22 protein-coding genes are annotated in these 20,787 nt (G+C 52.9%); 18 read left to right on the top strand and 4 right to left on the bottom strand.

Annotated features, from left to right (window positions below; all coding sequences use genetic code 11):
• Nucleotides 1-2 precede the first annotated feature (2 nt).
• Together AAGJ81_09880 and AAGJ81_09875 are read right to left on the bottom strand one after the other, a co-directional pair.
• Nucleotides 3-1,877, bottom strand: coding sequence for a hypothetical protein (locus tag AAGJ81_09880; GenBank protein MEM0966444.1), 1,875 nt, complete (start codon nucleotides 1,875-1,877; stop codon nucleotides 3-5).
• A complete protein-coding gene (locus tag AAGJ81_09875; protein MEM0966443.1) occupies nucleotides 1,874-2,926 on the bottom strand; it encodes a calcium/sodium antiporter in 1,053 nt (350 codons plus the stop codon). Before AAGJ81_09875 ends, AAGJ81_09880 begins: the two co-directional genes overlap by 4 nt.
• A 468-nt stretch (nucleotides 2,927-3,394) precedes the next feature.
• On the opposite strand from AAGJ81_09875, the gene AAGJ81_09870 reads away from it, so the two are divergent.
• The 4 genes from AAGJ81_09870 to nspC all read left to right on the top strand — a co-directional run bounded on the left by AAGJ81_09870 (nucleotide 3,395) and on the right by nspC (nucleotide 6,744).
• Entirely contained in the window at nucleotides 3,395-3,796 is a 402-nt protein-coding gene (locus tag AAGJ81_09870; GenBank protein ID MEM0966442.1) for a hypothetical protein, read from the top strand.
• A 118-nt stretch (nucleotides 3,797-3,914) separates the two neighbouring features.
• Entirely contained in the window at nucleotides 3,915-4,373 is a 459-nt protein-coding gene (locus AAGJ81_09865; protein ID MEM0966441.1) for a cupin domain-containing protein, read from the top strand.
• A 14-nt stretch (nucleotides 4,374-4,387) separates the two neighbouring features.
• Nucleotides 4,388-5,572 carry a saccharopine dehydrogenase family protein gene (locus tag AAGJ81_09860; protein ID MEM0966440.1) on the top strand — a complete coding sequence of 395 codons (1,185 nt, stop codon included), beginning with the start codon at nucleotides 4,388-4,390 and terminating at the stop codon, nucleotides 5,570-5,572.
• Nucleotides 5,545-6,744, top strand: a complete 1,200-nt coding sequence (nspC, locus tag AAGJ81_09855; protein MEM0966439.1) for a carboxynorspermidine decarboxylase — start codon at nucleotides 5,545-5,547, stop codon at nucleotides 6,742-6,744. Before AAGJ81_09860 ends, nspC begins: the two co-directional genes overlap by 28 nt.
• A 296-nt stretch (nucleotides 6,745-7,040) precedes the next feature.
• Here the strand turns inward: nspC and AAGJ81_09850 are convergent, their stop codons facing one another.
• Nucleotides 7,041-7,853, bottom strand: coding sequence for a DNA-formamidopyrimidine glycosylase family protein (locus AAGJ81_09850; protein ID MEM0966438.1), 813 nt, complete (start codon nucleotides 7,851-7,853; stop codon nucleotides 7,041-7,043).
• 14 nt (nucleotides 7,854-7,867) lie between these two features.
• On the opposite strand from AAGJ81_09850, the gene mbhE reads away from it, so the two are divergent.
• The 12 genes from mbhE (at nucleotide 7,868) to AAGJ81_09790 (ending at nucleotide 19,121) form a co-directional block, all read left to right on the top strand.
• Nucleotides 7,868-10,249: a hydrogen gas-evolving membrane-bound hydrogenase subunit E gene (gene mbhE / locus AAGJ81_09845; protein MEM0966437.1), complete on the top strand. Its 2,382-nt coding sequence runs from the start codon at nucleotides 7,868-7,870 to the stop codon at nucleotides 10,247-10,249.
• Complete coding sequence (locus AAGJ81_09840; protein MEM0966436.1) at nucleotides 10,246-10,710, top strand: MnhB domain-containing protein; 465 nt, start codon at nucleotides 10,246-10,248, stop codon at nucleotides 10,708-10,710. Before mbhE ends, AAGJ81_09840 begins: the two co-directional genes overlap by 4 nt.
• Nucleotides 10,710-11,063 carry an NADH-quinone oxidoreductase subunit K gene (locus AAGJ81_09835; protein MEM0966435.1) on the top strand — a complete coding sequence of 118 codons (354 nt, stop codon included), beginning with the start codon at nucleotides 10,710-10,712 and terminating at the stop codon, nucleotides 11,061-11,063. The genes AAGJ81_09840 and AAGJ81_09835 overlap by 1 nt, the downstream gene beginning before the upstream one ends.
• Nucleotides 11,060-12,571, top strand: a complete 1,512-nt coding sequence (locus tag AAGJ81_09830; protein ID MEM0966434.1) for a proton-conducting transporter membrane subunit — start codon at nucleotides 11,060-11,062, stop codon at nucleotides 12,569-12,571. The genes AAGJ81_09835 and AAGJ81_09830 overlap by 4 nt, the downstream gene beginning before the upstream one ends.
• The gene (locus AAGJ81_09825) at nucleotides 12,568-12,897 is read left to right on the top strand and encodes a Na+/H+ antiporter subunit E (protein ID MEM0966433.1); all 330 of its coding nucleotides are present in this window, start codon (nucleotides 12,568-12,570) and stop codon (nucleotides 12,895-12,897) included. Before AAGJ81_09830 ends, AAGJ81_09825 begins: the two co-directional genes overlap by 4 nt.
• Nucleotides 12,898-12,901: 4 nt before the next feature.
• Entirely contained in the window at nucleotides 12,902-13,174 is a 273-nt protein-coding gene (locus tag AAGJ81_09820; GenBank protein MEM0966432.1) for a monovalent cation/H+ antiporter complex subunit F, read from the top strand.
• Nucleotides 13,174-13,512, top strand: coding sequence for a monovalent cation/H(+) antiporter subunit G (gene mnhG, locus AAGJ81_09815; GenBank protein MEM0966431.1), 339 nt, complete (start codon nucleotides 13,174-13,176; stop codon nucleotides 13,510-13,512). The genes AAGJ81_09820 and mnhG overlap by 1 nt, the downstream gene beginning before the upstream one ends.
• Nucleotides 13,513-13,618: 106 nt before the next feature.
• Nucleotides 13,619-15,304 carry a 2-isopropylmalate synthase gene (leuA, locus tag AAGJ81_09810; GenBank protein ID MEM0966430.1) on the top strand — a complete coding sequence of 562 codons (1,686 nt, stop codon included), beginning with the start codon at nucleotides 13,619-13,621 and terminating at the stop codon, nucleotides 15,302-15,304.
• A 166-nt stretch (nucleotides 15,305-15,470) separates the two neighbouring features.
• Complete coding sequence (locus tag AAGJ81_09805; GenBank protein MEM0966429.1) at nucleotides 15,471-16,166, top strand: hypothetical protein; 696 nt, start codon at nucleotides 15,471-15,473, stop codon at nucleotides 16,164-16,166.
• Nucleotides 16,167-16,221: 55 nt separating this feature from the next.
• Nucleotides 16,222-16,995 (top strand): hypothetical protein, encoded by a 774-nt coding sequence (locus AAGJ81_09800; protein ID MEM0966428.1) that lies wholly within the window; start codon nucleotides 16,222-16,224, stop codon nucleotides 16,993-16,995.
• Nucleotides 16,996-17,049: 54 nt separating this feature from the next.
• Nucleotides 17,050-18,549, top strand: a complete 1,500-nt coding sequence (locus tag AAGJ81_09795; GenBank protein ID MEM0966427.1) for a phytoene desaturase — start codon at nucleotides 17,050-17,052, stop codon at nucleotides 18,547-18,549.
• Nucleotides 18,546-19,121: an NAD(P)H-dependent oxidoreductase gene (locus AAGJ81_09790; protein MEM0966426.1), complete on the top strand. Its 576-nt coding sequence runs from the start codon at nucleotides 18,546-18,548 to the stop codon at nucleotides 19,119-19,121. Before AAGJ81_09795 ends, AAGJ81_09790 begins: the two co-directional genes overlap by 4 nt.
• Here the strand turns inward: AAGJ81_09790 and metF are convergent.
• Nucleotides 19,105-20,019, bottom strand: a complete 915-nt coding sequence (gene metF / locus AAGJ81_09785) for a methylenetetrahydrofolate reductase [NAD(P)H] (GenBank protein ID MEM0966425.1) — start codon at nucleotides 20,017-20,019, stop codon at nucleotides 19,105-19,107. The genes AAGJ81_09790 and metF overlap by 17 nt on opposite strands.
• Before the next feature lie 183 nt (nucleotides 20,020-20,202).
• Here metF and AAGJ81_09780 point away from each other — a divergent pair, with 183 nt between their 5' ends.
• A complete protein-coding gene (locus AAGJ81_09780; GenBank protein ID MEM0966424.1) occupies nucleotides 20,203-20,511 on the top strand; it encodes a YbaB/EbfC family nucleoid-associated protein in 309 nt (102 codons plus the stop codon).
• A 71-nt stretch (nucleotides 20,512-20,582) separates the two neighbouring features.
• Nucleotides 20,583-20,787: hypothetical protein (locus AAGJ81_09775; protein ID MEM0966423.1), on the top strand; the 205-nt coding region annotated here is incomplete at its 3' end.

Genomic DNA, 20,787 nt, shown 5'->3' with positions numbered 1-20,787 from the left:
ATTTAATTGACCGTTTGAAATTCGATGCGAGTGCTCCCTTCGAAAACTCCGGGGAGTGGTATTTCGGTCTCCCAGATCACGCTCTCCTTGAGAAAATTATCCCCTGGGGTTTCTAAATTGCTCTGGTATAGGCGAAGAACCGATGGGGGAAGTTCCTCAAGATTTCTCCCTTCCAGGCGAAGACCGGGGTTGGGGCGGAGCAGCTGAACGTAGATGGATCCATTGTCGCGAATCTGGCGGAGCTCCGTCAGCAGGTCATCGAGGTTTTGAGTCGGATTGTAAGAGGCGAGGCCGTCGAAGGCTCGGAGTGCATCGGCATCTGCAATGAAGAGAGAATAATTGGTCCCGGCAGGTCCGTCCGGCAGAGGGATTTCGATTGGATGTCGGACGAGTTCTCCGTCCCGCGAACGGGTGAAAACACTCAAGCCTACTGAATCGCCCGGCTCGATCCGGGCGGAGTCGAGCCGCGTGCTGTGAAGGATCTGACGCAGTTCCGTTTCTTTCGAAGTGAAGTCGATGGCTATTTCTTCAATGCGAGGAAACTCCTGTGATCCGTTGAGCACAGAGTCCACCATCATCGCGAAGGAGAAAAGAATATCCATCGCTCCGCTGGACCCTGTTCCGCGCCGGGTCAGGTTCAACGCCTCGTTCTCTCCCTCAATTTTCAGCTGTATGTTGCCGTAGACGGTTCCGTTTTCCGGGCTGTCTTTCGAGGTAAGAAGAGTCTGAGCGGCGTAGATTAGGGCACCGGTTGGTGCAAAGGTTCTGTGTTCGGCAATCTTACCCTCGACAGGGGAGTGGATACCGTTGTCCGAGGTCACGGTGATCGGGATCATGTAAGGGATCGGACCAATTTGTCCCTGAACTCCGGGATTGCTGTCTTGCCAGAGTGTTCCAGAAACAGGCCCGATATTCGAGAGTTTGAAACTGATGGAATAACTCGAGACAACGTCGACCACTTCTGCGCCACCAATGGGTAATTCCACTGCACCCGCACCCATCATCGGGTGTCCAAATGCAACCAGCCGGTCTCCCTCCCGGTAGGTAATGGTTCCTACTCCTCCCAATGACAAATCCCCTGAAGTCAGGACTACGGCAAGAGGTGCCCCAGCTGCAAAGGAGGTTTCCGTGGAGACCTCTTCTGCGGATGATCCTCCAGCGGTCCCAGAAGTGATTCGGAGTTCTCTTTCTTCGAGCCACGGCTGGATAGCCTGCAGAACATTTGCAGAGACACCGCCCGCAAGAAGCGGAATAGGGAGTGCCTCAGGAGAAGAGGCTGGGCCACTGGTCTGAATGAAGTTGAAACCACTGGGCAAACCAAGCCCCGCGATTTTCGAAGGCGGCGGATCAGATGGCCCAAAAGAGTCGCGGTAGGGACGGTCCGGGTAGTCGAGAAGGGGAGTCATGAACTCAATCGGAGTAACGCCGATTAGTGTCTTTTCCTTCGACCAAGGAAAACCGTAGGCATAGGCTCCGGCTAGCCGTCCTTTTATGTACACTGGGCTACCACTCATCCCGGACACCGGACCGGTAAGGGTGTTTTCCGCATCCGTTGCCCGACAGAGAATAATTGGCATCTCCGGCCCTACGAAGGAGTCGAGTATCCCGACTACTTCCAGCGGGAAAGTCTCAACAGTTGTGCCGGATACAGCGGTCTTCCAGACTCCGGGATCTCCTGGTTCAATGTCTTCGAGCGAGATAAATTCATCGGACACGACTGAAGGATCAGCTGCGGAGGGAGTTTCGCTACCGGTTTTGCCTTCCTTTCCGTCCATCGGTACCTCCATCTGGACAGAGGCTGGCTCCCGGCCCATTCCGTTGAGGAAAACGGGTCCGAGAATAGCGAAAACAAACAAAAAGGCGGTTGGGGGGTTCATTCGGTCAGGACAATTTCAGTTGAAGCTTCGTTGTCGGGCGGACCGATGCTGAAGCTGCCGGTTTGTGAGAGACTGGTGACAAGAATGAATGCCGCATAGAGAGCAAGAAGGAGACCACCCTCCTTGCGAGAGACGGTTCGTTCAGTGAAGATGAACCAAGCGAAGACGCAGGTGAAGGCAAATACCATCGGGATTTCGAGCTGAATAAGGCCTGAGTCTACTGGAAATGGTAACGCGACACCGACTACTCCGCAGATCAGGAGAATGTTGAAAAGATTCGAACCGATAATATTGCCTACGATAATCCCGCTCTGGCGTCTGATCGCTGCTGCGACCGTGGCTCCAAGTTCGGGAAGACTCGTTCCGATTGCTATGATTGTGATGCCGATCAATGTCTCGCTGACGCCCATTCTGGTCGCAGCTTCAACGGAGGCATCAACCAGGAGATCGGCTCCGAGCCAGAGGAGAAGGGTGCCCCCTCCCAGGAACAGGAAACAAACGAAGATGTTTCCCAGCGGGGAGGGAAGTTCCTCTTCCACCTCGGGACCGATACGGGAATTTCTCGAGGTCAAAACAATGAAGACGAGATAGGCGAATGTGAGGATGAGCAGGAGAGACCCATCCAAACGCCCGATTCCTGTTGCAACGTAACAGAGGAGACCGAAAAGAGCGGTCACACCCAAAAGTATAGGCACTTCCCACCGAATGAGTCGGGAGTGAACGGTAACGGGCGTAATCAGAGCAGCGACTCCGAGAATAAGTCCCATGTTGGCAGCATTGCTTCCAATGACGTTCCCAATGGCAAGGCCTGGTTGGTCGCTCGCGACTCCCACTAGTGCCGTAAACAGCTCTGGCGTGGATGTGGCAATCGATACGACCGTCAGACCAACGACCACAGGTGGCACCTCGAGGCGGATTGCCAGAGACGCTGCGCCACGGCAGAGCCAATCACCTCCCACCATCAAAAAGCACAAACCGACGACGATAATCAGGGCGAGAACCAGACCGGGGAAGCCGGTCATGTCGATGAGTGCAACTGTTTTGGTCATTTGGCGGAACCGCTAATCGTTCCGAAGCGATCCGCTAATGGCAAGCGATTCGATAGGCTAGCTCCAGATTCGAGAATTTCTCGTTCCTCAGAATCAAATCGAAAGTAATTGGCCAAATCCCGAGTTCCTTTCCTGCGGAGGGCTTTATCTCGCTACTGAGTAGAAACCGGGTGTAATTAAACCCACGGGGTAGTATGGAAAACACACTACTCCACTGGTGCGGACTCAAGTCCGAGCTCCATCGTGATGGTCTTGAGGAGCGCGGACTTGAGTCCGCATCAGTACCATTGGCCCGATATCCCTCGCTTTTAATTACACCCGTAGAAACCCCACCTTCTCGATTTTACTCGGACAATCGGCAAAAACGGGTATTTATCGACCGGCGTTTTTCCGGACAGTTTCATTTATCGGGGTCGACATTGAGCAGCTGTTTGCTATTGGGGTCATATGGATCGTTGGCTATCTAAAATGGACGGAAACCGGTGGAAAGGTAAGGGCGAGTTGTGGTTGGATCCACTTGGGAATACCGGTGAAGACTACGAGTGTGAGATTTCCATCAAAGACGACTCCATCCTTTATTCCTGGTTTTACAAGGGAGAGGTCGTCGAGGGACGTTTTACTTTCGAGAGTGATGGGGTTACCTGGGTGGACGGCTGGCACCAAAAAGAGGCAGTGCCTTGCATCAGTATCCCTGAAGCGTGGGGCGTATTCACCGCTCAGTACGAATATGGTGAGGATGAAAACGCGAAGTGGGGATGGAGAATCAAGCTATCTGAGCGTCCTGATGGTTCGCTGGTTCTTCAGATGACGAATATTGCTCCGTGGGGTGAAGAAAGTCGCGCCGTCAGGATGATTTTTGACCAACGCTGAGCCTTCGGAGTCTTTCGAACTTCAGTTCCTAGGCGGGCGGCTCGAGAACCATAAGATGGTGTCGAGGCGCAAAATCCCGGGCTTGCGCGGGACAGGACTTTAGGAGATTTTTTTGCTGATGAAACAACTCCTCTATCTTTGTTTAGCTTTGGCCGTTCCCTCATTGTCAGTCCTGGCTCACAGCCTGGAAGACCATAGTGAAGTTGAAATCGACGTGTTGGGAGAATCCGGTTCGTCATGGAATGGCGTTGTGCTACCGGCGTACCCAACCGAGGCTCCGCAGATCAGTATTGTGAAGTATACGGTGCCTCCGCACACAAGACTACCATGGCACACCCATCCTTCGATCAATGCTGGTTATATGGTCAGCGGGGAATTGACGGTAACCGGAGCGGATGGTCAAAACAAGGTTCTCAAAGCTGGAGAGGCGATCATTGAAATGGTGGACCTGCTACACTACGGCCACAACGAAGGAGACGTCCCGGCAGTGATCGTAGTCTTCTATGCCGGTGTCGCGGATCTACCTTTAGCGGTTCTGAAGGAGCCCGAAAAAACCGGTTCCGAGACGAGCGAGTAGCCGAAACCGGCGAAGTGGCAAAGGTAGTCGTTCTTGGAGCTGGCGGGGTCGGTGGAGTCGTCACCCAAAAGTGTGCACAGGTTCCGGAAGTCTTTGAAGAGATTGTCCTGGCCAGTCGTTCGGAGGGAAAATGTAAGGCGATAGCGAAGCAGATTGATCGACCGATTCGGACGGCTGAGATCGATGCAGACGATACGGCAGCCCTGACTCTTTTCCTGAAGGAAGAGAGTCCGGACCTCATAATCAATGTGGCCCTTCCCTACCAAGACTTATCGGTTATGGATGCGTGTCTTGACGCGGGTGTCCATTATTTGGATACGGCAAACTATGAGCCGCGTGATACAGCGAAGTTCGAATACTCATGGCAATGGGCATACGAGGATAGGTTTCGCGAAAGGGGCCTGATGGCTCTCCTTGGATCCGGATTCGATCCGGGCGTGACCAATGTGTTTACGGCGTGGATGGCCAAGCACGATTTCGATGAGATTCAGGAGCTCGAGATTCTCGATGCGAATGCGGGTGATCACGGAATGCCTTTTGCGACTAACTTTAACCCGGAGATCAATATCCGGGAAGTGACGGCGCCCTGCCGTCACTACGAAAACGGGAGGTGGATAGAGACTCCCGCGCTATCTCGCAGAAAGACCGTTGAGTTCCCTGAAGGTATCGGTCCCCTAAACGTCTGCCAGATGTACCACGAGGAATTGGAGTCTCTCTGCCTCCACTTTCCCAGTCTGGAACGTGCTCATTTCTGGATGACCTTTTCAGAGAGTTACCTCAACCATCTGGAGGCTTTAGAGAACGTCGGCATGACGCGGATCGACCCGGTTGACTATGAGGGAAAAGCGATTGTCCCTCTCCAGTTTTTGAAGACTTTACTTCCGGACCCGGCGAAACTCGGACATCAGACCCGAGGAAAGACCTGCATCGGATGTATTGGCACAGGCGTTTACGGAGGAAACAAAAAGAGAGTCTATGTGTATAATGTTTGTAATCATGAGGACGCCTTCGCCGAGGTAGGATCCCAGGCAGTTTCCTACACAACCGGGATTCCGGCGATGATCGGTGCAAAGCTGATGCTCACAGGAGAGTGGACGGGTAAAGGGGTCTTCAATCTCGAGCAATTCGATCCCGATCCTTTTATGAGGGACTTGGAGCGATACGGTTTGCCATGGACCCGCAAAGAGTTGCCACTTTGACAGAACGAGCGATTCGTTTTCCGGAGCCCGGTGAGTTGGGTGTCCTTTTACAAGAGGCAGAAAGTCCGTCGTACGTTTTGGTTGAGCGGCAGTTCCGCTACAATCTCTCCGTCCTCGAGCGAGTGGCCAAGGAGAGTGGTGCGAAGATCCTGATTGCTTTAAAGGCTTTCGCCTGTCGACCACTCCTACCACTTCTTTCAAAGGTGGTTTCAGGAGCGTCGGCAAGCTCTCCCCACGAAGCTCGACTGGCGTTTGAGGAAGTTGGCGGTGAAGTCTTTCTTTGTTCACCTGCTTATGGGTCCGAAGACTGGAAAAGCTTGGATGGTCGCTTGGATAAAGTGGTATTCAACTCTCTTGCCCAAAAAGACCTGTGGATGCGGACGATTGTTCGCGATCACGCACCAGTCGATTTCGGCCTCCGAATCAACCCGGAGCACTCGGAGGTAAACATTGAATTGTATGATCCTTGTTTTGACGGGTCACGGCTCGGCGTACGATCCGAAGATCTCAGCTTGACTGATTTGAGCGGCATATCAGGCCTCCATTTTCACACTTTATGCGAGAACGATGTGGATGCTTTGGAAAGGACTTTGGCCGTCGTGGAAGGGAAGTTTGGTTGGTCGTTTCGCTACCTCGATTGGGTGAATCTTGGAGGAGGGCTTCAAATCACCCGCGATGAATTCGAGGTGGATCGATTGATTCATTTGTTGGATGAATTTCGGAAACGGACCGGGCTGGAGGTTTATCTCGAGCCCGGCGAGGCTTTTGCTTTGGGTGCAGGGGTTTTGGTAACCACTGTCCTTGATATCGTTCAGAACAAGGGAGAGCGCGCCATTCTTGATATTTCTGCAATGGCTCACATGCCGGACGTATTGGAAATGCCTTACCGTCCGGAGGTCTGGGGTGCTTGGCGGAAAGGTGAAAAGCCTTTCGATTATCAACTTTGTGGTCGAAGCTGTCTCGCGGGAGATGTGGTTGGAGACTATTCTTTCGATCATCCATTGAAGGTAGGAGACCGACTCGTTTTTGGAGACATGGGCCAATACACGATGGTAAAAAACACGACTTTTAACGGACTCCAATTGCCGTCAATTGCGGTCTTGAGAGAGGACGGTACTCTTGAAACCACGAAGCGTTTTGGGTACGAGACTTTCCGCGAACGCTTGGGGTAAGGGTAAATGGAGCTAGGATAAGCTTCCCTAACAAAGATAGAGGAGCATCCGCCGCGGAGGCGGATGACTTCGGCGTCATGAGTATCCGTCAGCCTTTGCAGGTCATTGGTCTTCGCGACCGATCCATATCCTAGCCCGAGGATTCGGGCATGTAGAACAGGGGAGCGGCGACTTCAGTCGCCGATTCTCTTTTGTCTTGGGGATGATCTCTAGGGGAGGGCAATCCAATTCCAAACCTCCCCGTTTTTCGGCAGCTGAAGCAGCCGCTCCGATATCCCTCTGAGCCGGCCTCCAGCCTAACCTTTTGGTTTGGCTCCCTGTCTTGCAGGAGAGAAGCAGGTGGTTCGACCTCCTACCTCGATTCTTAGGAGCGGTTCACCCGTTTTCGGGCAGGTTCCACCGTCTTTCCAGCGGTGGGTGAAGAGCCAAGTCTTTGGCGGAGTGGACCAATCCGGTGCGATCACTTTCATGGCAGCGCGACATACCTCACGGGTCTTTGCATAGAGAATCCGGCGATCGTTTGGGTCTAATCTTCGCGTCCGAGTCGCTGGATGGATGGCTGCTCTCCAGAGGATCTCGTCTGCCATCCAGTTTCCGATTCCGGGGAAAGCGTCTTGATTGAGAAGAAGTGGCTTGATGGGGGATCCCGGCCGCTTATCGAGAATTCTGTCGAAATAGGCATGGGAAAACTGCGGTGAAAGAATGTCGGGACCGCGATGGGCCCACCATGGCGGATCTTCTTTGCCGTAAAACCATAGGACGCGTCCAAAATAGCGCGTATCCCGAAAGACCAGGCAGGCTTTGCCAGTTTGGATCACTAAATGATCGTGTTTGTGAGGGACATAACTTGCGGTGGGTTCCCGAAGTAGCTTCCCGGCCATTCCTAGGTGAATGCCAACCCATCCACGAACTCCGAAGCGAAAGACCATCTGTTTGCCGTGGGTCAAAGCTTGCTGGAATCTGGTCCCTTTGATCTGCGAGGCAAGGGCTGCGGTTGGGGTGCCTCGAAAGATGCGATTCTGTTCATGAAGGGAGACGGAAACCACCCTTTCGCCGAGGGAGGGCTCCCACCGTCGCTTGTAGTATTCGACTTCCGCTAACTCGGGCATGCAGTGAGGGTGGTGTGGATATCTGGCATGCGCAAGCGACTGAGATCTTTGGCCCAAATGCGGATCGGCTTGCTAACGACAGCGTTTTCCGTCCACAAAGAAAGCCGATGGTCGTTTTTTGGGGAATTCCGCTGATCTGGTTGATCGGTGCTCTTGCGCCGATCCTCTTGCGGATCGTTCCGAAAGCGGCGCCGTGGATTCTTGCTGCAGTCCCCGCGACAATCTTTGGATTTCTTTTGGCGGGTCTGAATTCAGACCCTCTGCTTGTCACCGTAGAGTGGTATTCCGTTCTAGGAGCTTCGTTGGATTTTCGAATCGATGGGCTTTCCCGTTTGATGGCCCTTCTCGTGACGGGAATCGGCGCATTTATCCTTCTGTATGCGAATGGGTATCTGGCCGGGCATAAGGATCTCGGACGGTTCCTGGTCGCATTGACTGGATTCATGGGCTCAATGCTGGGGCTGGTTCTCGCGGACAACTTGATTTTGCTTTTCGTATTCTGGGAGCTGACGAGTATTACTTCTTATTTCCTGATCGGGTTTTATCATGAGTCGATTGAGTCACGGAAAAAGGCTCTTCAGGCATTAATCATCACTGGACTGGGCGGACTGGCGTTGCTGGCTGGGTTGGTGCTCCTTGGTTTTGGAACCGAGCAATGGACGCTGTCGGGCTTAATGGCGGATGGCGTAGATTTCCGTGGTCATCCATTCTACACCGCGTCTTTGATCCTGATCCTTCTGGGAGCTTTCACGAAGTCCGCGCAGTTCCCGTTTCATTTCTGGCTTCCCAATGCGATGGCTGCGCCGACGCCGGTGAGTGCCTACCTGCATTCAGCGACTATGGTTAAGGCGGGCGTGTTTCTATTGGCGGCTCTTGCGCCTGTTCTGGGAGGAACGGCACAGTGGGAAATCATCTTGGTCTCCATTGGTGGAATCACCTTCCTCCTTGGGGCAATCCGTGGACTTTTTCAGACGGATCTAAAGGCGATCCTGGCTTACACCACGATCAGTGTCCTTGGTCTTTTGGTTTTACTGCTTGGCCTCGACTTCGAAATGGCGGCTCAATCCGCTGTTCTCTTTCTTTTGGGGCATGCATTATACAAGGGGGCGTTGTTCATGGTTGCGGGTAACCTTGATCACGAGACCGGAACCCGTGATGTGACCCGTTTGCATGGCCTCCGTCGGTTGATGCCGATGACGGCACTTGCGGCGGGTTTGGCTGCTCTATCAAAAGCTGGTTTCCCGCCGCTTTTCGGTTTTGTGGGGAAGGAATACGTCTACAAAGCGGGCGTGGCGATAGGTGACCTCGCACCATTCTTCCTTGGATGTGCGATTCTGGGAAATGCTCTCCTTTTCGCTCTGGCCTTCAAAGTCGGTGTGCATCCTTTCTGGAGTAAGGGGGAAGCGGACACCCCCAAACGGCCTCATGAAGGCCCCTTTTTCCTTTGGGTTGGGCCGCTCGTGCTTGCAGTCACCGGATTGGCTCTTGGTCTTTTTCCCAGCATACTGGAACGGCCTCTGGTCGAGCCGGCCGTAGAAAGCGTCTTGAACCAGTCAGTGGAACTGAAGTTGGCTCTGTGGCACGGGTTTAACCTGCCACTCCTTCTCAGCGGAGTGACTCTCCTAATTGGATTTACGCTTTACCGGTTCCGGGCGATTTTCTGGAGATCCAACTCTTGGGGTCTTCCCCGCATTGTTGAGGCGAACGATGTCTATCAACGGATTCTCAACGGGGTGATTTCTTTTTCGAAGTGGCAGACCCGCGTCTTGCAAAACGGGAAGCTGCGAATCTACCTCTTTACCATTCTTGGAGCAGTTTCGGTTCTGGTAGCGTGGAAATTACGGTCGATCGCTGAGCTGGATGTGGAGCCGCTCAATATTGGGGCACCAATCCACATAATTGCTCTTTTACTCCTTATGACGGGAGCGACCGTGCTGGTTTTGATGACAAATGTGAAAACCAATGCGCTCCTCGGATTTGGTATCGTCGGTTTCGGGATTGCGTTACTCTTCGCCTACTTTGGTGCACCCGATCTGGCGATCACCCAGATTGTCGTGGAGACACTCACTTTGCTACTTCTCTTTTTGGTGCTATCGCGATTGCCGGAAATGCGTCGGATCTCTTCGAAGCGGACGCTCTGGTTCGATGCGGGCTTCTCTGCGGTGGTTGGTCTTTTGGTCTTCGCTTTGGTCCTCAAGGCGGATCTCGTTCAGCTGGCTCCTGCGATTTCAGCGCAGCTGGGGGATTGGAGCTATCCGCTCGCGAAGGGCAAGAATGTCGTCAATGTGATTCTCGTCGATTTTCGCGCTCTGGATACCTTCGGCGAAGTGATCGTTATCGTGATCGCCGCTCTGGGCGTTGGCATACTCATGCGTCAGGGGAGAAAGGGCGAATGAACTCTGCGATTCTTCGTGCCGCTGCCCGGTATGTGAGTCCGGTGATCTTCGTAGTGTCACTGGTGCTGCTTTACCGCGGACACAATTTGCCGGGAGGCGGTTTTATCGGTGGATTGACTGCCGCCACGGCGATTCTATTGAGCGACTTCGGAAAGGACGCGCGGGGCCGAGGAAAAACGGCGAACGAGTTGAATGGCCTCCCCAGACCGATCCTCTGGATGATTCTTGGTCTTGCTATCGCGGGCCTTAGCGCGGTGATACCCGTAGTGTTCGGAGAACCGTTTTTCACCGGGCTTTGGCTTCCCGGGTTTTCACTGCCCTTGCTAGGGAAGGTCCATTTGGGAACGCCTCTGCTCTTCGATGTAGGAGTCTATCTGGCGGTCATTGGCTTTGTGGTTCATGCGGCGAGGTGCCTCAAGGACGAGACGGATGACTTTGAAACCGTGTTGAAGGAGGATTGATGGAAGTCTTTATCGCTCTCTTCATCGGCTTTCTTTTTGCGGCGGCAACGTTCTGTTTGTTGCGAAGGAGTCTGTTCCGACTCGTGCTCGGGATCATGCTTCTTGGTCAAGGGGCAAACTTGCTCGTGTTTACTTCCGGGGGACTTACTCGGGGTGAGCCACCCGTGATCCCTGGCTCGGAGGAACTGCTTTCCTCTGCGGCCGCTGATCCTCTTCCACAGGCACTGGTGCTGACTGCAATCGTGATTGGGTTCGGAGTAATCGCCTTTACGATCGCACTCCTGCATCGAGCGGAGCGGTCGGTCGGTTCCGACGATCTGAATCAGTTCAATCAGACGGAGGGTAAGCCTTGAACGCACTGACTCTCCCGCTCGTTATACCGCTTTTCGCTGCCCTTCTCGGGCTGGCTTTTCCTCGAGGTAAAAAGGTCCAGAGTGCGATTGGTTTGATCAGTTCACTGGCATTGTTGGTAGCGAGCGGTTGGCTCTTTTCTTGTGTCACGTCCGGATCGATCTACACCTTGCCCCTTGGGTCCTGGCCCGCTCCGTTCGGGATTGTTTTGGTCCTCGATTTTACTGCGGCAATTTTTCTCCTCACCTGTTCGTTTACCGGGTTTGCGGTCACTTTGTTTGGCCTGCTTCATCGCTTGGGAGATCCTCTCGAGCGATGGTATTTTCCGCTTCAGAACCTGCTCATTCTGGGTGTGAATGGCGCTTTCCTTACTGGAGATTTGTTCAACCTATTTGTCTGGTTCGAGGTGATGTTGATCTCCTCGTTCGTTCTTATGGTGATTGGGGGCAAACGGCCACAGTTGGAAGGCGGGGTGAAGTATGTGGTGATGAATCTGGTGGCATCCGCGTTTTTTCTGGCGGGTGTTGGCTTGATTTACGGCAAGACGGGAACGTTGAATTTGGCGGATCTTGCCATGATCATTCGGGATGGCGGCAGTCCTGCTGGATTCATCAAAGGTGGAGCAGCGCTGATCTTTGCTGCTTTTGGAGTAAAGGCAGGACTCTTTCCCCTGTTCTTTTGGCTGCCCGCGTCCTACCACACACCGGCTCCAATCGTGACGGCTTTGTTTGCAGGTTTGCTGACGAAAGTCGGAATCTATTCATTCCTTCGAGTCGCAACCTTGTTTATCGGTGAGGATATCGCTTCGTGGCAGAACCTATTCCTATGGGTCGCGGCACTGACCATGATCACAGGGGTTTTGGGTGCGGCAGCGCAGTTCGAGATGCGAAAGATTCTGTCCTTTCACATCATTAGTCAGGTTGGCTATTTGTTTGCGGGACTGGCCATGTTTACTCCGTTCGGTCTTGCCGCCGGGCTGTTTTACTTCGTCCACAACAATCTTGCGAAGACGAACCTGCTCTTGGTTTCTGCTTGGATCGAGCACCGACGGGGAACAGTTGACTTGGCGAAGATAGGTGGATTTTACCGGGCATCCATTGGCTGCAGCCTGATCTTTTTGATCTCGGCTTTTGCACTTGCCGGGATCCCTCCGCTGAGCGGTTTCTGGGCGAAGTTGGGAATCGTGCGGGCTGGTTTGGATGGTGAATTCTATTGGTTGACGGTCGCGGCACTTGCGGTGGGGATGATGACTCTTTTTTCCATGACGAAGATCTGGGCTGAGGCGTTTTGGAAGAAAGACCCTGATGCAGAAAAAGAAGGAAAGGTGGAACTATCCTCGGAGAAATCTCATAGACTGTCTTTGGCTCCAATGGTCATGGTGGTCGTGGGCATTCTCTGTCTGAGCTTTTTCGGGGAGCCCGTTTTTGTTTGGTCGATGGAAGCCGCCCGTCAACTGCTCGATCCTTCTCTTTATATTGATGCCGTCCTCGGCGGCGGAGAGCCATCATGATTAGGGTGGGTAAGTTTTTTGCCTTTCTGGTTTTCTACGTCAAGGAGGTGATAGTGGCCAACCTACAGATTGCGATTGCGGTGCTTAGGCCCGTTTGTCTGAGGCGGGACCCGGCTTTCCTTGTGATCTCGATAGAGGGATTGACCGATCTTCAGCTTCTTATCGTAACCAATTTAATCACGATGACCCCTGGAACGCTCTCCTTCGACGTTTCCAAGGACCGGCGAACTGCCTTGATTCACCTCCTTTTACCCGGCGAATCCCCTGAAGAGGATCGCAGGAGCTTTGAGGAAGGATATGTGAACCGGGTGCGGGAAATTTTTTGAAAACATGATCCCTCTCACATTAGCCATTGCCATCGGAAAAGTCCTCCTCGTTGCAGCGCTTTTTGTCGGAGCATGGCGATTGTTTCGCGGTCCCACTCTGACGGATCGCGTGGTGGCAATCGATCTTATTGCGGGTATCGTTCTCTCGTTCTCTCTTCTGATTGCCTTGGAAAGTGGAAGGTCGCTCTACCTCACGGTGGCGTTTGCGATAGCCGTGGTAACCTTCATTGGAACGATCGCGATCGCACGGCATTTAGAAAGGCAGGGTCGGAAGTAATGGAAACGGTCGTCTCTCTTCTTGTCTTGATTGGCTCAGCCTTTGGACTGCTGGCCGCGATCGGGGTAGTGCGTTTCCCGGACTGCTATTGCAGACTTCATGCTGCGACGAAAGCAGGTGCCTTCGGAGGATCGCTCCTTGCGTTGGCGGTGGGCATCTTTTTCAGCACCTTCGGAGCATGGTTGGAAGCGATTTTGCTGGTCGTTTTTTTCTACACTACGATGCCAGTGTCGGCTCACCTAATCGCCCGCGCCTCTCGTCGGGCTGGGATTGAGCCGGTCAAAAATACTTCAGTAGAGGCCCTCGAAGTTTTTGAGCTTGAGAATCAGGACAAGTAGCATGGGAGACTGAGGGAGCCGTCTCAAGAAGGCGGGTCGCAGGGAAAACCGGTTTGATTGCATTCTTGCTCCGTTCCAACGGATCAGTCATTCTTCAAGGTTTTCCATGTTAGAAGAACCTCATAGAAAGTATCGCCCATTTGAGGGAATTGACTTACCGGATCGGCAATGGCCGTCCCGGCGGATAGAACGTGCACCGGTATGGTGTTCGGTCGATTTGCGTGATGGAAACCAAGCACTCGCGGTTCCAATGAGTGTTACGGAGAAACTGCGGATGTTCGAACTGCTGGTCGAGATCGGCTTCAAGGAAATCGAGGTGGGTTTCCCTTCTGCCTCTCAGGTGGAACACGATTTTCTGCGAAGGCTCATCGAGGAAGACCGTATTCCGGACGACGTCACCGTGCAGGTGCTTGTGCAGGCGCGGGAGCACCTGATCGACAAGACTTTCGAGTCACTTACGGGCGTAAAGAACGCAATTCTGCATCTCTACAATTCGATCTCTCCGGCTCAGCGCCGTATTACCTTCAACCTGTCCAAGGAGGAGGTCAAAGGGATCGCGGTTCGTGGGGCAGAAGTGGTGCGAGACTGGCTGCCTCGAATGAAGAATTCTCATATCCGCGTGGAGTATTCGCCGGAGAGCTTCTCCAGCACGGAAATGGAGTACGCTCTGGAAGTCTGCGAAGCGGTCTGCGATGTGATTGAGCCGACACCGGAGGAAAAGATCATTCTCAATCTTCCTGCTACGGTTGAGGTGGCCACGCCAAATGTTCACGCCGACCAGATCGAGTGGTTTTGTAGGGGTTTGGAAAGGCGGGATTCCGTGATCATCAGTTTGCATACCCACAACGATAGAGGGACTGGCGTCGCAGCTACTGAACTAGGTATTTTAGCTGGTGCCGATCGTGTAGAGGGGACCTTGTTCGGCAATGGTGAGCGGACGGGTAATCTCGATATCGTTACCGTTGCCCTGAATCTGTATTCTCAGGGGGTAAATCCGAATCTGAATTTCAAGGATTTGGCGAGAATTCGAGCGATCTACGAAGACAACACGCGGATGGATGTCCACGCACGTCATCCTTACGGTGGTGACCTAGTCTTTACCGCTTTTTCGGGGTCTCATCAGGATGCGATCAAGAAGGGCTTTGATCTGCGGGAAAAGGAGAAGGAGGATTTGGAAATACTCTGGGATGTTCCCTATCTGACGATCGATCCCCGTGACATAGGGCGAAACTACGAGGCAATCATCCGAATCAACAGTCAAAGTGGTAAAGGTGGCGTGGCGCACGTTCTCGCCCGCGATTTCGGGTTTAAAATTCCCAAGGCGATGCAGCCGGAACTGGGGGCGTACGTGAATGAGGTAGCGGATGAGCGGGGTGCTGAGCTGAGCGGACAAGATATTTACGATCTGTTTCGGGAGGAGTTCGTAAACGTTTCAAAGCCTTTCCAGCTGGTATCCTACGACATTCGGCGAAGTAACGATGATAAAAACCGCTATCAATTTTCTGGGGTTGTTGCAGAAAATGGGAGGAATTTTCCTCTGGAGGGGTCAGGGAATGGCCCAATCAACGCTTTTGTTCATGCCCTCGAAAACCAAGGATGGAAGAACTTCCACCTTCAGGATTACGAACAGCATGCGATCGGCCATGGTTCGGCGACCTCTTCGGCAGCGTACATTGTGATCGAGTCGGTCAATGGAGGGAGATTTTACGGCTGTGGGCTGGATACAAATATCGAGGAAGCTGGTCTTTTTGCCCTCCTCAGCGCGGTAAACCGCGCACGGAAAACGGCTTAGAAGTAATTCCTCGTTTTCGGGAAATTCTATTGCATGAAAGGACGGGTTTTGTATGGTTTTCGGTAATGAGATTACTCTCTCCGGGCGGCGGCCAAGTCACCGTTTGCCTTTTCCACAGGTCAGCAATCGAAGCAGCCGAAAACGGCTGGAAAGGGGAAGAACGCGGATGAGCGAAGACTTTTCCGAGTTCTATGAGGAAAGCGATTGGGAAGATGTTCCCGAGCCAGTTTGGAAAGAATTCGACTGGCAGCGTTACCTGAGTGAGTCCGATGGTGAGATTGAACGGTTTGTTCAGATTTATTCCGGTTTAAAGTCCTCCCATGAACGCCTTGACCAGGTGGCCCGTCACATGGGATGGGATAGTGGTGACTGGTCGATTGAAGATTCAGGTTTTGCGTCAGCCGAGCGGACCGACATCCCGGAACCCGAGCAGCGTGGTTCTATCGAATTCGATCCGTTTACTGTTCATCAACACCCGGTGTTTCTCGCTACGCGTGGGCTTTACCTGTTGATCCGGAGGGAGTGGGAGTCGCTTTTAAACACTGGTCTAGCACCTTCCGATCCTCAAGTCTCGTGGATGCTTGCCCGCTCTATTCATGAGGGAGAAATTGCCGGAGTTTTGGCCACACAGGCAGTCGAAATGGGAGATGTGGAACTGGCTGTCTGTCACTTCAAAGGGATGCTAGGAGAGCTCAACCGCTCTCTCTCTATCCTGCCGGAACCGGAAAGCGGACGCTCCCGAAAGGTGCGGTCAGCCGACCGGATTTTGAGGGGTGCGTTGTTTGATTTGCGCGAGATTGCTTTGCGGGTGATTTACGAGTGCCGCGACGAGGCACGGCGACGACCTACGGACCGGGACTGAGGTTCTACCTCTGGCGACCTTTGATTATGCGAGTGGGCATCTATCTCTACATCCTATGAAATCTGATCTTTCTCGTGCGTTTTCAAGGGCACGATCCGGCTCCGAAGAGGACTACGTGATTGTAGTTCAGCGTTTTGAAGCACTGGTGTTTGGCTTTTTTCGGGCGTCGGCTCCGTTGCAGCTCACCGAAGCTATGAACGCGACTCAAAATCTATTTTTTCGGCTTTGGGAGAGGCTGCCATCGCTTTCCAAGATTACTGACTACGAAAGGGAGTTGGTAACCGCATTGGAGCAGAGTGACCTTGCTGACGGAACTCTTTCACCGGATTCGAGAATAGCTGCCTTGGGTCAACTTTCTCCCTCTGACCGCGTGATTGCCTTGGCGGTTGAGATTGGGAATTGGACTGTGGAGGGCGCCGCAAGAGCTTTTGGCTACTCGAAGTCTGCGATGTGCCAGCGACTACTTAGGATTCGTTGTGACTTGATTGGTGTGCACTTCATCAATCTCACTGAAGATGAGAAAAGGGTCCTGCGGGATGTAAGCACCCATCTGTGTCGCGATTTATCCAAGCGACAACGCAAACGGATTGCTGAAGCTACTAGCAGATCTCCGGAGTTACGCGACTTTAAGGCCCGCTGTCTGGAGAAGCGTTGTGAAATGGTGGAGCTGTGGCTGGACTTTCGCCTAACGAGTGAAGAGCAGGCGTGGCTTTTTGGAGGGATCCTCGACCTAATTCAGGGGCAGCGTGAGAAGAGGAACGCCGAAAAATCCGTCGGATTGACGTGGTTTGGGTCTTTGAGACGAAACTCCAAAGTCGCGGTTTCCTAACTCTTTTTCCGCTGTGAAGCTTGAAACCCCTCTTCTCTGGGGCTATCAGGTCCTATGGTTTCAGTAGTTCACGAGGGAGCGGGCAAGGCGGTTGTTGTTGGAAGTGGTTTCGGGGGGTTAGCGGCCGCGATTCGGACCCAAGCGAAGGGCTACGAGGTCACACTTCTGGAAATGCGTGATAAGCCTGGTGGACGTGCCTATGTATATGAGGATCAGGGTTTTATATACGATGCAGGGCCAACCATTATCACCGTGCCTTTCATTCTCGACGATCTTGCCGAGGCTGCTGGGAAGAAGATTGCCGACTATGTAGAAATTGTTCCCTGCGATCCCTTCTACCGGATCTACTTCGACGACGGCTCGATCTTCGATTACCGTGGAGAACAGGAACGGCTGGAGTCAGAGATAGCGAAATTTAGTCCAGAAGACGTCGAAGGTTACCGGAGATTTCGGGATTACAGTGAGCGGGTCTTTGATCGTGCCTTTACGGATTTGGCAGACCACTCCTTCGACCGTTTCACGGAGATGGTAAAAGTGGCACCCGATCTCATCCGGCTCCGTGCTGAACAGTCCGTGTTTCGACGGGTTTCGTCATTCATCAAGCACCCGAAACTCCGTCAGGTATTTACATTTGAGCCTTTGCTGATTGGTGGGAATCCGCTTCGATCAAGCTCGATTTACTCGATGATCCACTACCTCGAAAAGACTTGGGGCGTGCATTTCGCGATGGGAGGCACTGGTTCTTTGGTGAATGGCCTTGTCCGAATGTTTCAGGACATCGGTGGAAAGATTGAGCTGAATGCCAAAGTCGAAGAGATCGTCGTCGATGGAGGTGCAGTGAAAGAGGTCAGAGTTTCTGATGGAAGAACGTTTCCAGCGGAAGTCGTCATCTCGAACGGCGATGTGGCGAACACCTACCGCAAGATGGTGCACCCGCGGCACCGGAAGAAGTGGACGGATCGTAAGCTTGAGAAGATGAGTTACGCGATGTCGCTCTTCGTCATCTACTTTGGGACGGACCGGACCTACGATCATCTCCCGCACCACTCGATCATTCTCGGGCCACGGTATGAAGGTCTTTTGAAAGACATTTTTGACAAGAAGATTGTTGCGGAAGACTTCTCCTTATACCTCCACGCGCCGACTCGCACTGATCCTTCTCTCGCTCCTCCCGGATCCGAGTGCTTCTATGTTCTAAGCCCTGTCCCGAATCTTAGAGGCGGGCAGGACTGGGATGAAATCAAAGAGGATTATGCAGACCGTATCCTCGCGTCTATGGAGAAGGATTATTTGGTTCCGGACCTTCGAAAACACCTCAAGTCAAAGTTGATTTTTACACCGAAGGATTTTGAAACTCAGCTGGACGCTTACACCGGATCAGCCTTTCAATTTGAACCTACGCTGACGCAAAGCGCCTGGTTCCGGCCACATAACAAAAGCGAGGACGTCAAAAACCTCTACTTTGTCGGGGCGGGGACTCACCCGGGTGCTGGTCTTCCGGGCGTTATTAGCAGTGCAAGGGTCCTCGACCATTTCATCCATCCTATCCGGTGAGTGAGCCTCGCATCCTGGTTCTCGCGGGAAGTGCGAGAAAAAACTCCCTGAATAGCGTTCTTGCCAGAGCGGTTGAGCAAATCCTCATCACGAGAGGAGTTGAAGTCACCCTTCTCGAAGCGGGTGAAGTCGACTTGCCGCTCTACCATGGAGACGAGGAAGAGGAGCAGGGCTTACCTCCCGATGCGGTTCGGATTAAGAGACTTTTCCGCGAACATAAGGGATTAGTGTTCTGTAGCCCCGAATATAACTCTTCTGTAACTCCGTTTCTGAAAAATCTAATCGATTGGGTTTCTCGACCAGAAGAGGGACAAGAGCCAATGGCCGAGTTTACAGGTAAAATCGCGGCGCTACTGGCTGCATCACCGGGACGCTTGGGCGCGATGAGGTCTTTGGTTCACCTCAGGGATATTTTGGGAAACATTGGCGTCCTTGTGATCCCCGATGAGAGAGGAATTGGCAGTGCGCACAAAGCGTTTGATGAAAATGGTCAGTGGGTTGACGAACGGGCACGAGATGGTGTGACTCGCGTGGTCGAGAGCCTTGTTGGAGTAGTCAAGAAGCTGTCCTAGAGGTAAACGTTCTAAAATCGTCACCGAGGTCGCTTCGTAGGCGACGCATCAATTCAAGGGCCGGACCTGACCGGTTCAGTATGTAGAGGTGAAATCCAGGCGCACCTTTGTTGAGAAGGTCAAGTACTTGCCCGTGAGCCCAGGAGATACCTACTTCAGCCTCTGCCTTTTCGTCTCCGGCAACGTTTTCGAGGGAAGCGGCCAGTTGGGAAGGAATGGACGACCCACAAAGATCACAAAAACGGGACACTTGTTTCCACGACACTGCCGGTAAGATACCCGGGAGAATCGGAACGTCGATTGAGCGATCTCCACAAGACTGGGCGAACCGAAAGTATTCCTCATTGTCGAAGAACAATTGTGTGGTGATGAAATCCGCACCAGCACGGACTTTGAAGGCGAGGTGATCGAGATCATCCTTCGGTGAACTTGCCTCAGGATGGGTCTCCGGGTAGCCGGCGACTCCAAGAGCGAAAGACGAATGTTCGGAGCGGATGAATCGGACCAGATCAGAAGCGTGGCGGAGGCCATCCGGATGAGGATTGAAGCTAGATTCCCCTTTTGGGGGATCTCCCCGTAGGGCCATGATTCCCTTGAATCCTGCGTCTTTGAAAGAACCGAGAATCTGGCGAAGGTCGTTTTTTGAGTGCCCGACGCAGGTGAGATGAGGCAAGACTGTGTAGCCAAACTCCTGAACGAGTTGCAGCCCGTATCCAAGAGAACGCTCCCGGCTCGTGCCCCCGGCGCCATAGGTCATCGAAACGAAGTCCGGTGCATAGTCCTGCAGTGCCTCGGCGGTTTGTAGAAACTGCTTTTCGGTGGCGTCATTCTTAGGAGGAAAAAACTCGATGGAGCACACAGGACGCTTTTGCAGCCAGACATCGCGGAAGAAACTCATACGTATCAACAAATCAGGATATATTGATGAGTCAATAAGGTCTTTTTGGGAGTTCTTTAGGACCCTTGTGTTAGTCCTCTCTAATAATTAACCAGGTTAAAAATAATTGACAGGGTATCATGGTCTTCGGAACGGAATCTCCGCTTGCCTTTGTTTAGGCAGTTTCGGAGGCTATGAGGGGTTATGGCAGGAGTAGGAAAGTTATTAAAACAGGCCGCCAAGATGCAGAAGCAGATGGAGGCAATGCAGGAGGAACTAGCGGAGAAGACCATCGAAGTGTCGAGTGGTGGTGGTGCGGTGACAGTCAAAATCAGTGGTCAGGGCACGATCCAAGACGTCAATTTCGACCCCGAGTTTCTAAAGGAAGACTTGGACTTCGTTCGCGAGACTTTGTTGGAAGCTCTTCAGGAGGCCCAGGAAAAAGCGAAGTCAGAGGGGGACGAGGCAATGTCAGCCATTTCCGGAGGTATGAATCTACCCGGACTGATGTAATACCATATTTAAGAAGGATTGACAGTTGTGGTGCAGTTCGGAATCGAAGCAGCGCAAGGCGCAGGGATCGGATGCGTATCGAGATACGCGTCGATCCCTGCAACGCCGCGACCTTCGATTCCGGGCGCATCCTTACGGACGGGCGGGGGATGAGCCTGAGCAGTCCCGCGGATGCGGGACCCGATTGGCACGGGTCGCAGACCCGCCTCCAATCGGGCCGCCTTGCTCAGACTCATCCCCCATCCCGCCATAACTATCAATCCTTCTTAAATTTGG

Source organism: Verrucomicrobiota bacterium (assembly GCA_038744685.1).
GTDB lineage: Bacteria > Verrucomicrobiota > Verrucomicrobiia > Opitutales > Puniceicoccaceae > Puniceicoccus.
The sequence above is the reverse complement of the archived record's forward strand: the minus strand, read 5'-3'. Positions and strand labels throughout refer to the sequence as shown.

What these genes read in the sequence shown, in the direction of transcription:
- mnhG (MEM0966431.1), top strand. Translation starts at nt 13,174, where the DNA reads ATGGAAACGGTCGTCTCTCTTCTTGTCTTGATTGGCTCAGCCTTTGGA.
- AAGJ81_09835 (MEM0966435.1), top strand. Translation starts at nt 10,710, where the DNA reads ATGGAAGTCTTTATCGCTCTCTTCATCGGCTTTCTTTTTGCGGCGGCA.
- AAGJ81_09795 (MEM0966427.1), top strand. Translation starts at nt 17,050, where the DNA reads ATGGTTTCAGTAGTTCACGAGGGAGCGGGCAAGGCGGTTGTTGTTGGA.
- AAGJ81_09875 (MEM0966443.1), bottom strand. Translation starts at nt 2,926, where the DNA reads ATGACCAAAACAGTTGCACTCATCGACATGACCGGCTTCCCCGGTCTG.
- metF (MEM0966425.1), bottom strand. Translation starts at nt 20,019, where the DNA reads ATGAGTTTCTTCCGCGATGTCTGGCTGCAAAAGCGTCCTGTGTGCTCC.
- AAGJ81_09805 (MEM0966429.1), top strand. Translation starts at nt 15,471, where the DNA reads ATGAGCGAAGACTTTTCCGAGTTCTATGAGGAAAGCGATTGGGAAGAT.
- AAGJ81_09850 (MEM0966438.1), bottom strand. Translation starts at nt 7,853, where the DNA reads ATGCCCGAGTTAGCGGAAGTCGAATACTACAAGCGACGGTGGGAGCCC.
- AAGJ81_09780 (MEM0966424.1), top strand. Translation starts at nt 20,203, where the DNA reads ATGGCAGGAGTAGGAAAGTTATTAAAACAGGCCGCCAAGATGCAGAAG.
- AAGJ81_09800 (MEM0966428.1), top strand. Translation starts at nt 16,222, where the DNA reads ATGAAATCTGATCTTTCTCGTGCGTTTTCAAGGGCACGATCCGGCTCC.
- AAGJ81_09825 (MEM0966433.1), top strand. Translation starts at nt 12,568, where the DNA reads ATGATTAGGGTGGGTAAGTTTTTTGCCTTTCTGGTTTTCTACGTCAAG.
- AAGJ81_09880 (MEM0966444.1), bottom strand. Translation starts at nt 1,877, where the DNA reads ATGAACCCCCCAACCGCCTTTTTGTTTGTTTTCGCTATTCTCGGACCC.
- AAGJ81_09865 (MEM0966441.1), top strand. Translation starts at nt 3,915, where the DNA reads ATGAAACAACTCCTCTATCTTTGTTTAGCTTTGGCCGTTCCCTCATTG.
- nspC (MEM0966439.1), top strand. Translation starts at nt 5,545, where the DNA reads ATGGACCCGCAAAGAGTTGCCACTTTGACAGAACGAGCGATTCGTTTT.
- AAGJ81_09840 (MEM0966436.1), top strand. Translation starts at nt 10,246, where the DNA reads ATGAACTCTGCGATTCTTCGTGCCGCTGCCCGGTATGTGAGTCCGGTG.
- leuA (MEM0966430.1), top strand. Translation starts at nt 13,619, where the DNA reads ATGTTAGAAGAACCTCATAGAAAGTATCGCCCATTTGAGGGAATTGAC.
- AAGJ81_09820 (MEM0966432.1), top strand. Translation starts at nt 12,902, where the DNA reads ATGATCCCTCTCACATTAGCCATTGCCATCGGAAAAGTCCTCCTCGTT.
- AAGJ81_09870 (MEM0966442.1), top strand. Translation starts at nt 3,395, where the DNA reads ATGGACGGAAACCGGTGGAAAGGTAAGGGCGAGTTGTGGTTGGATCCA.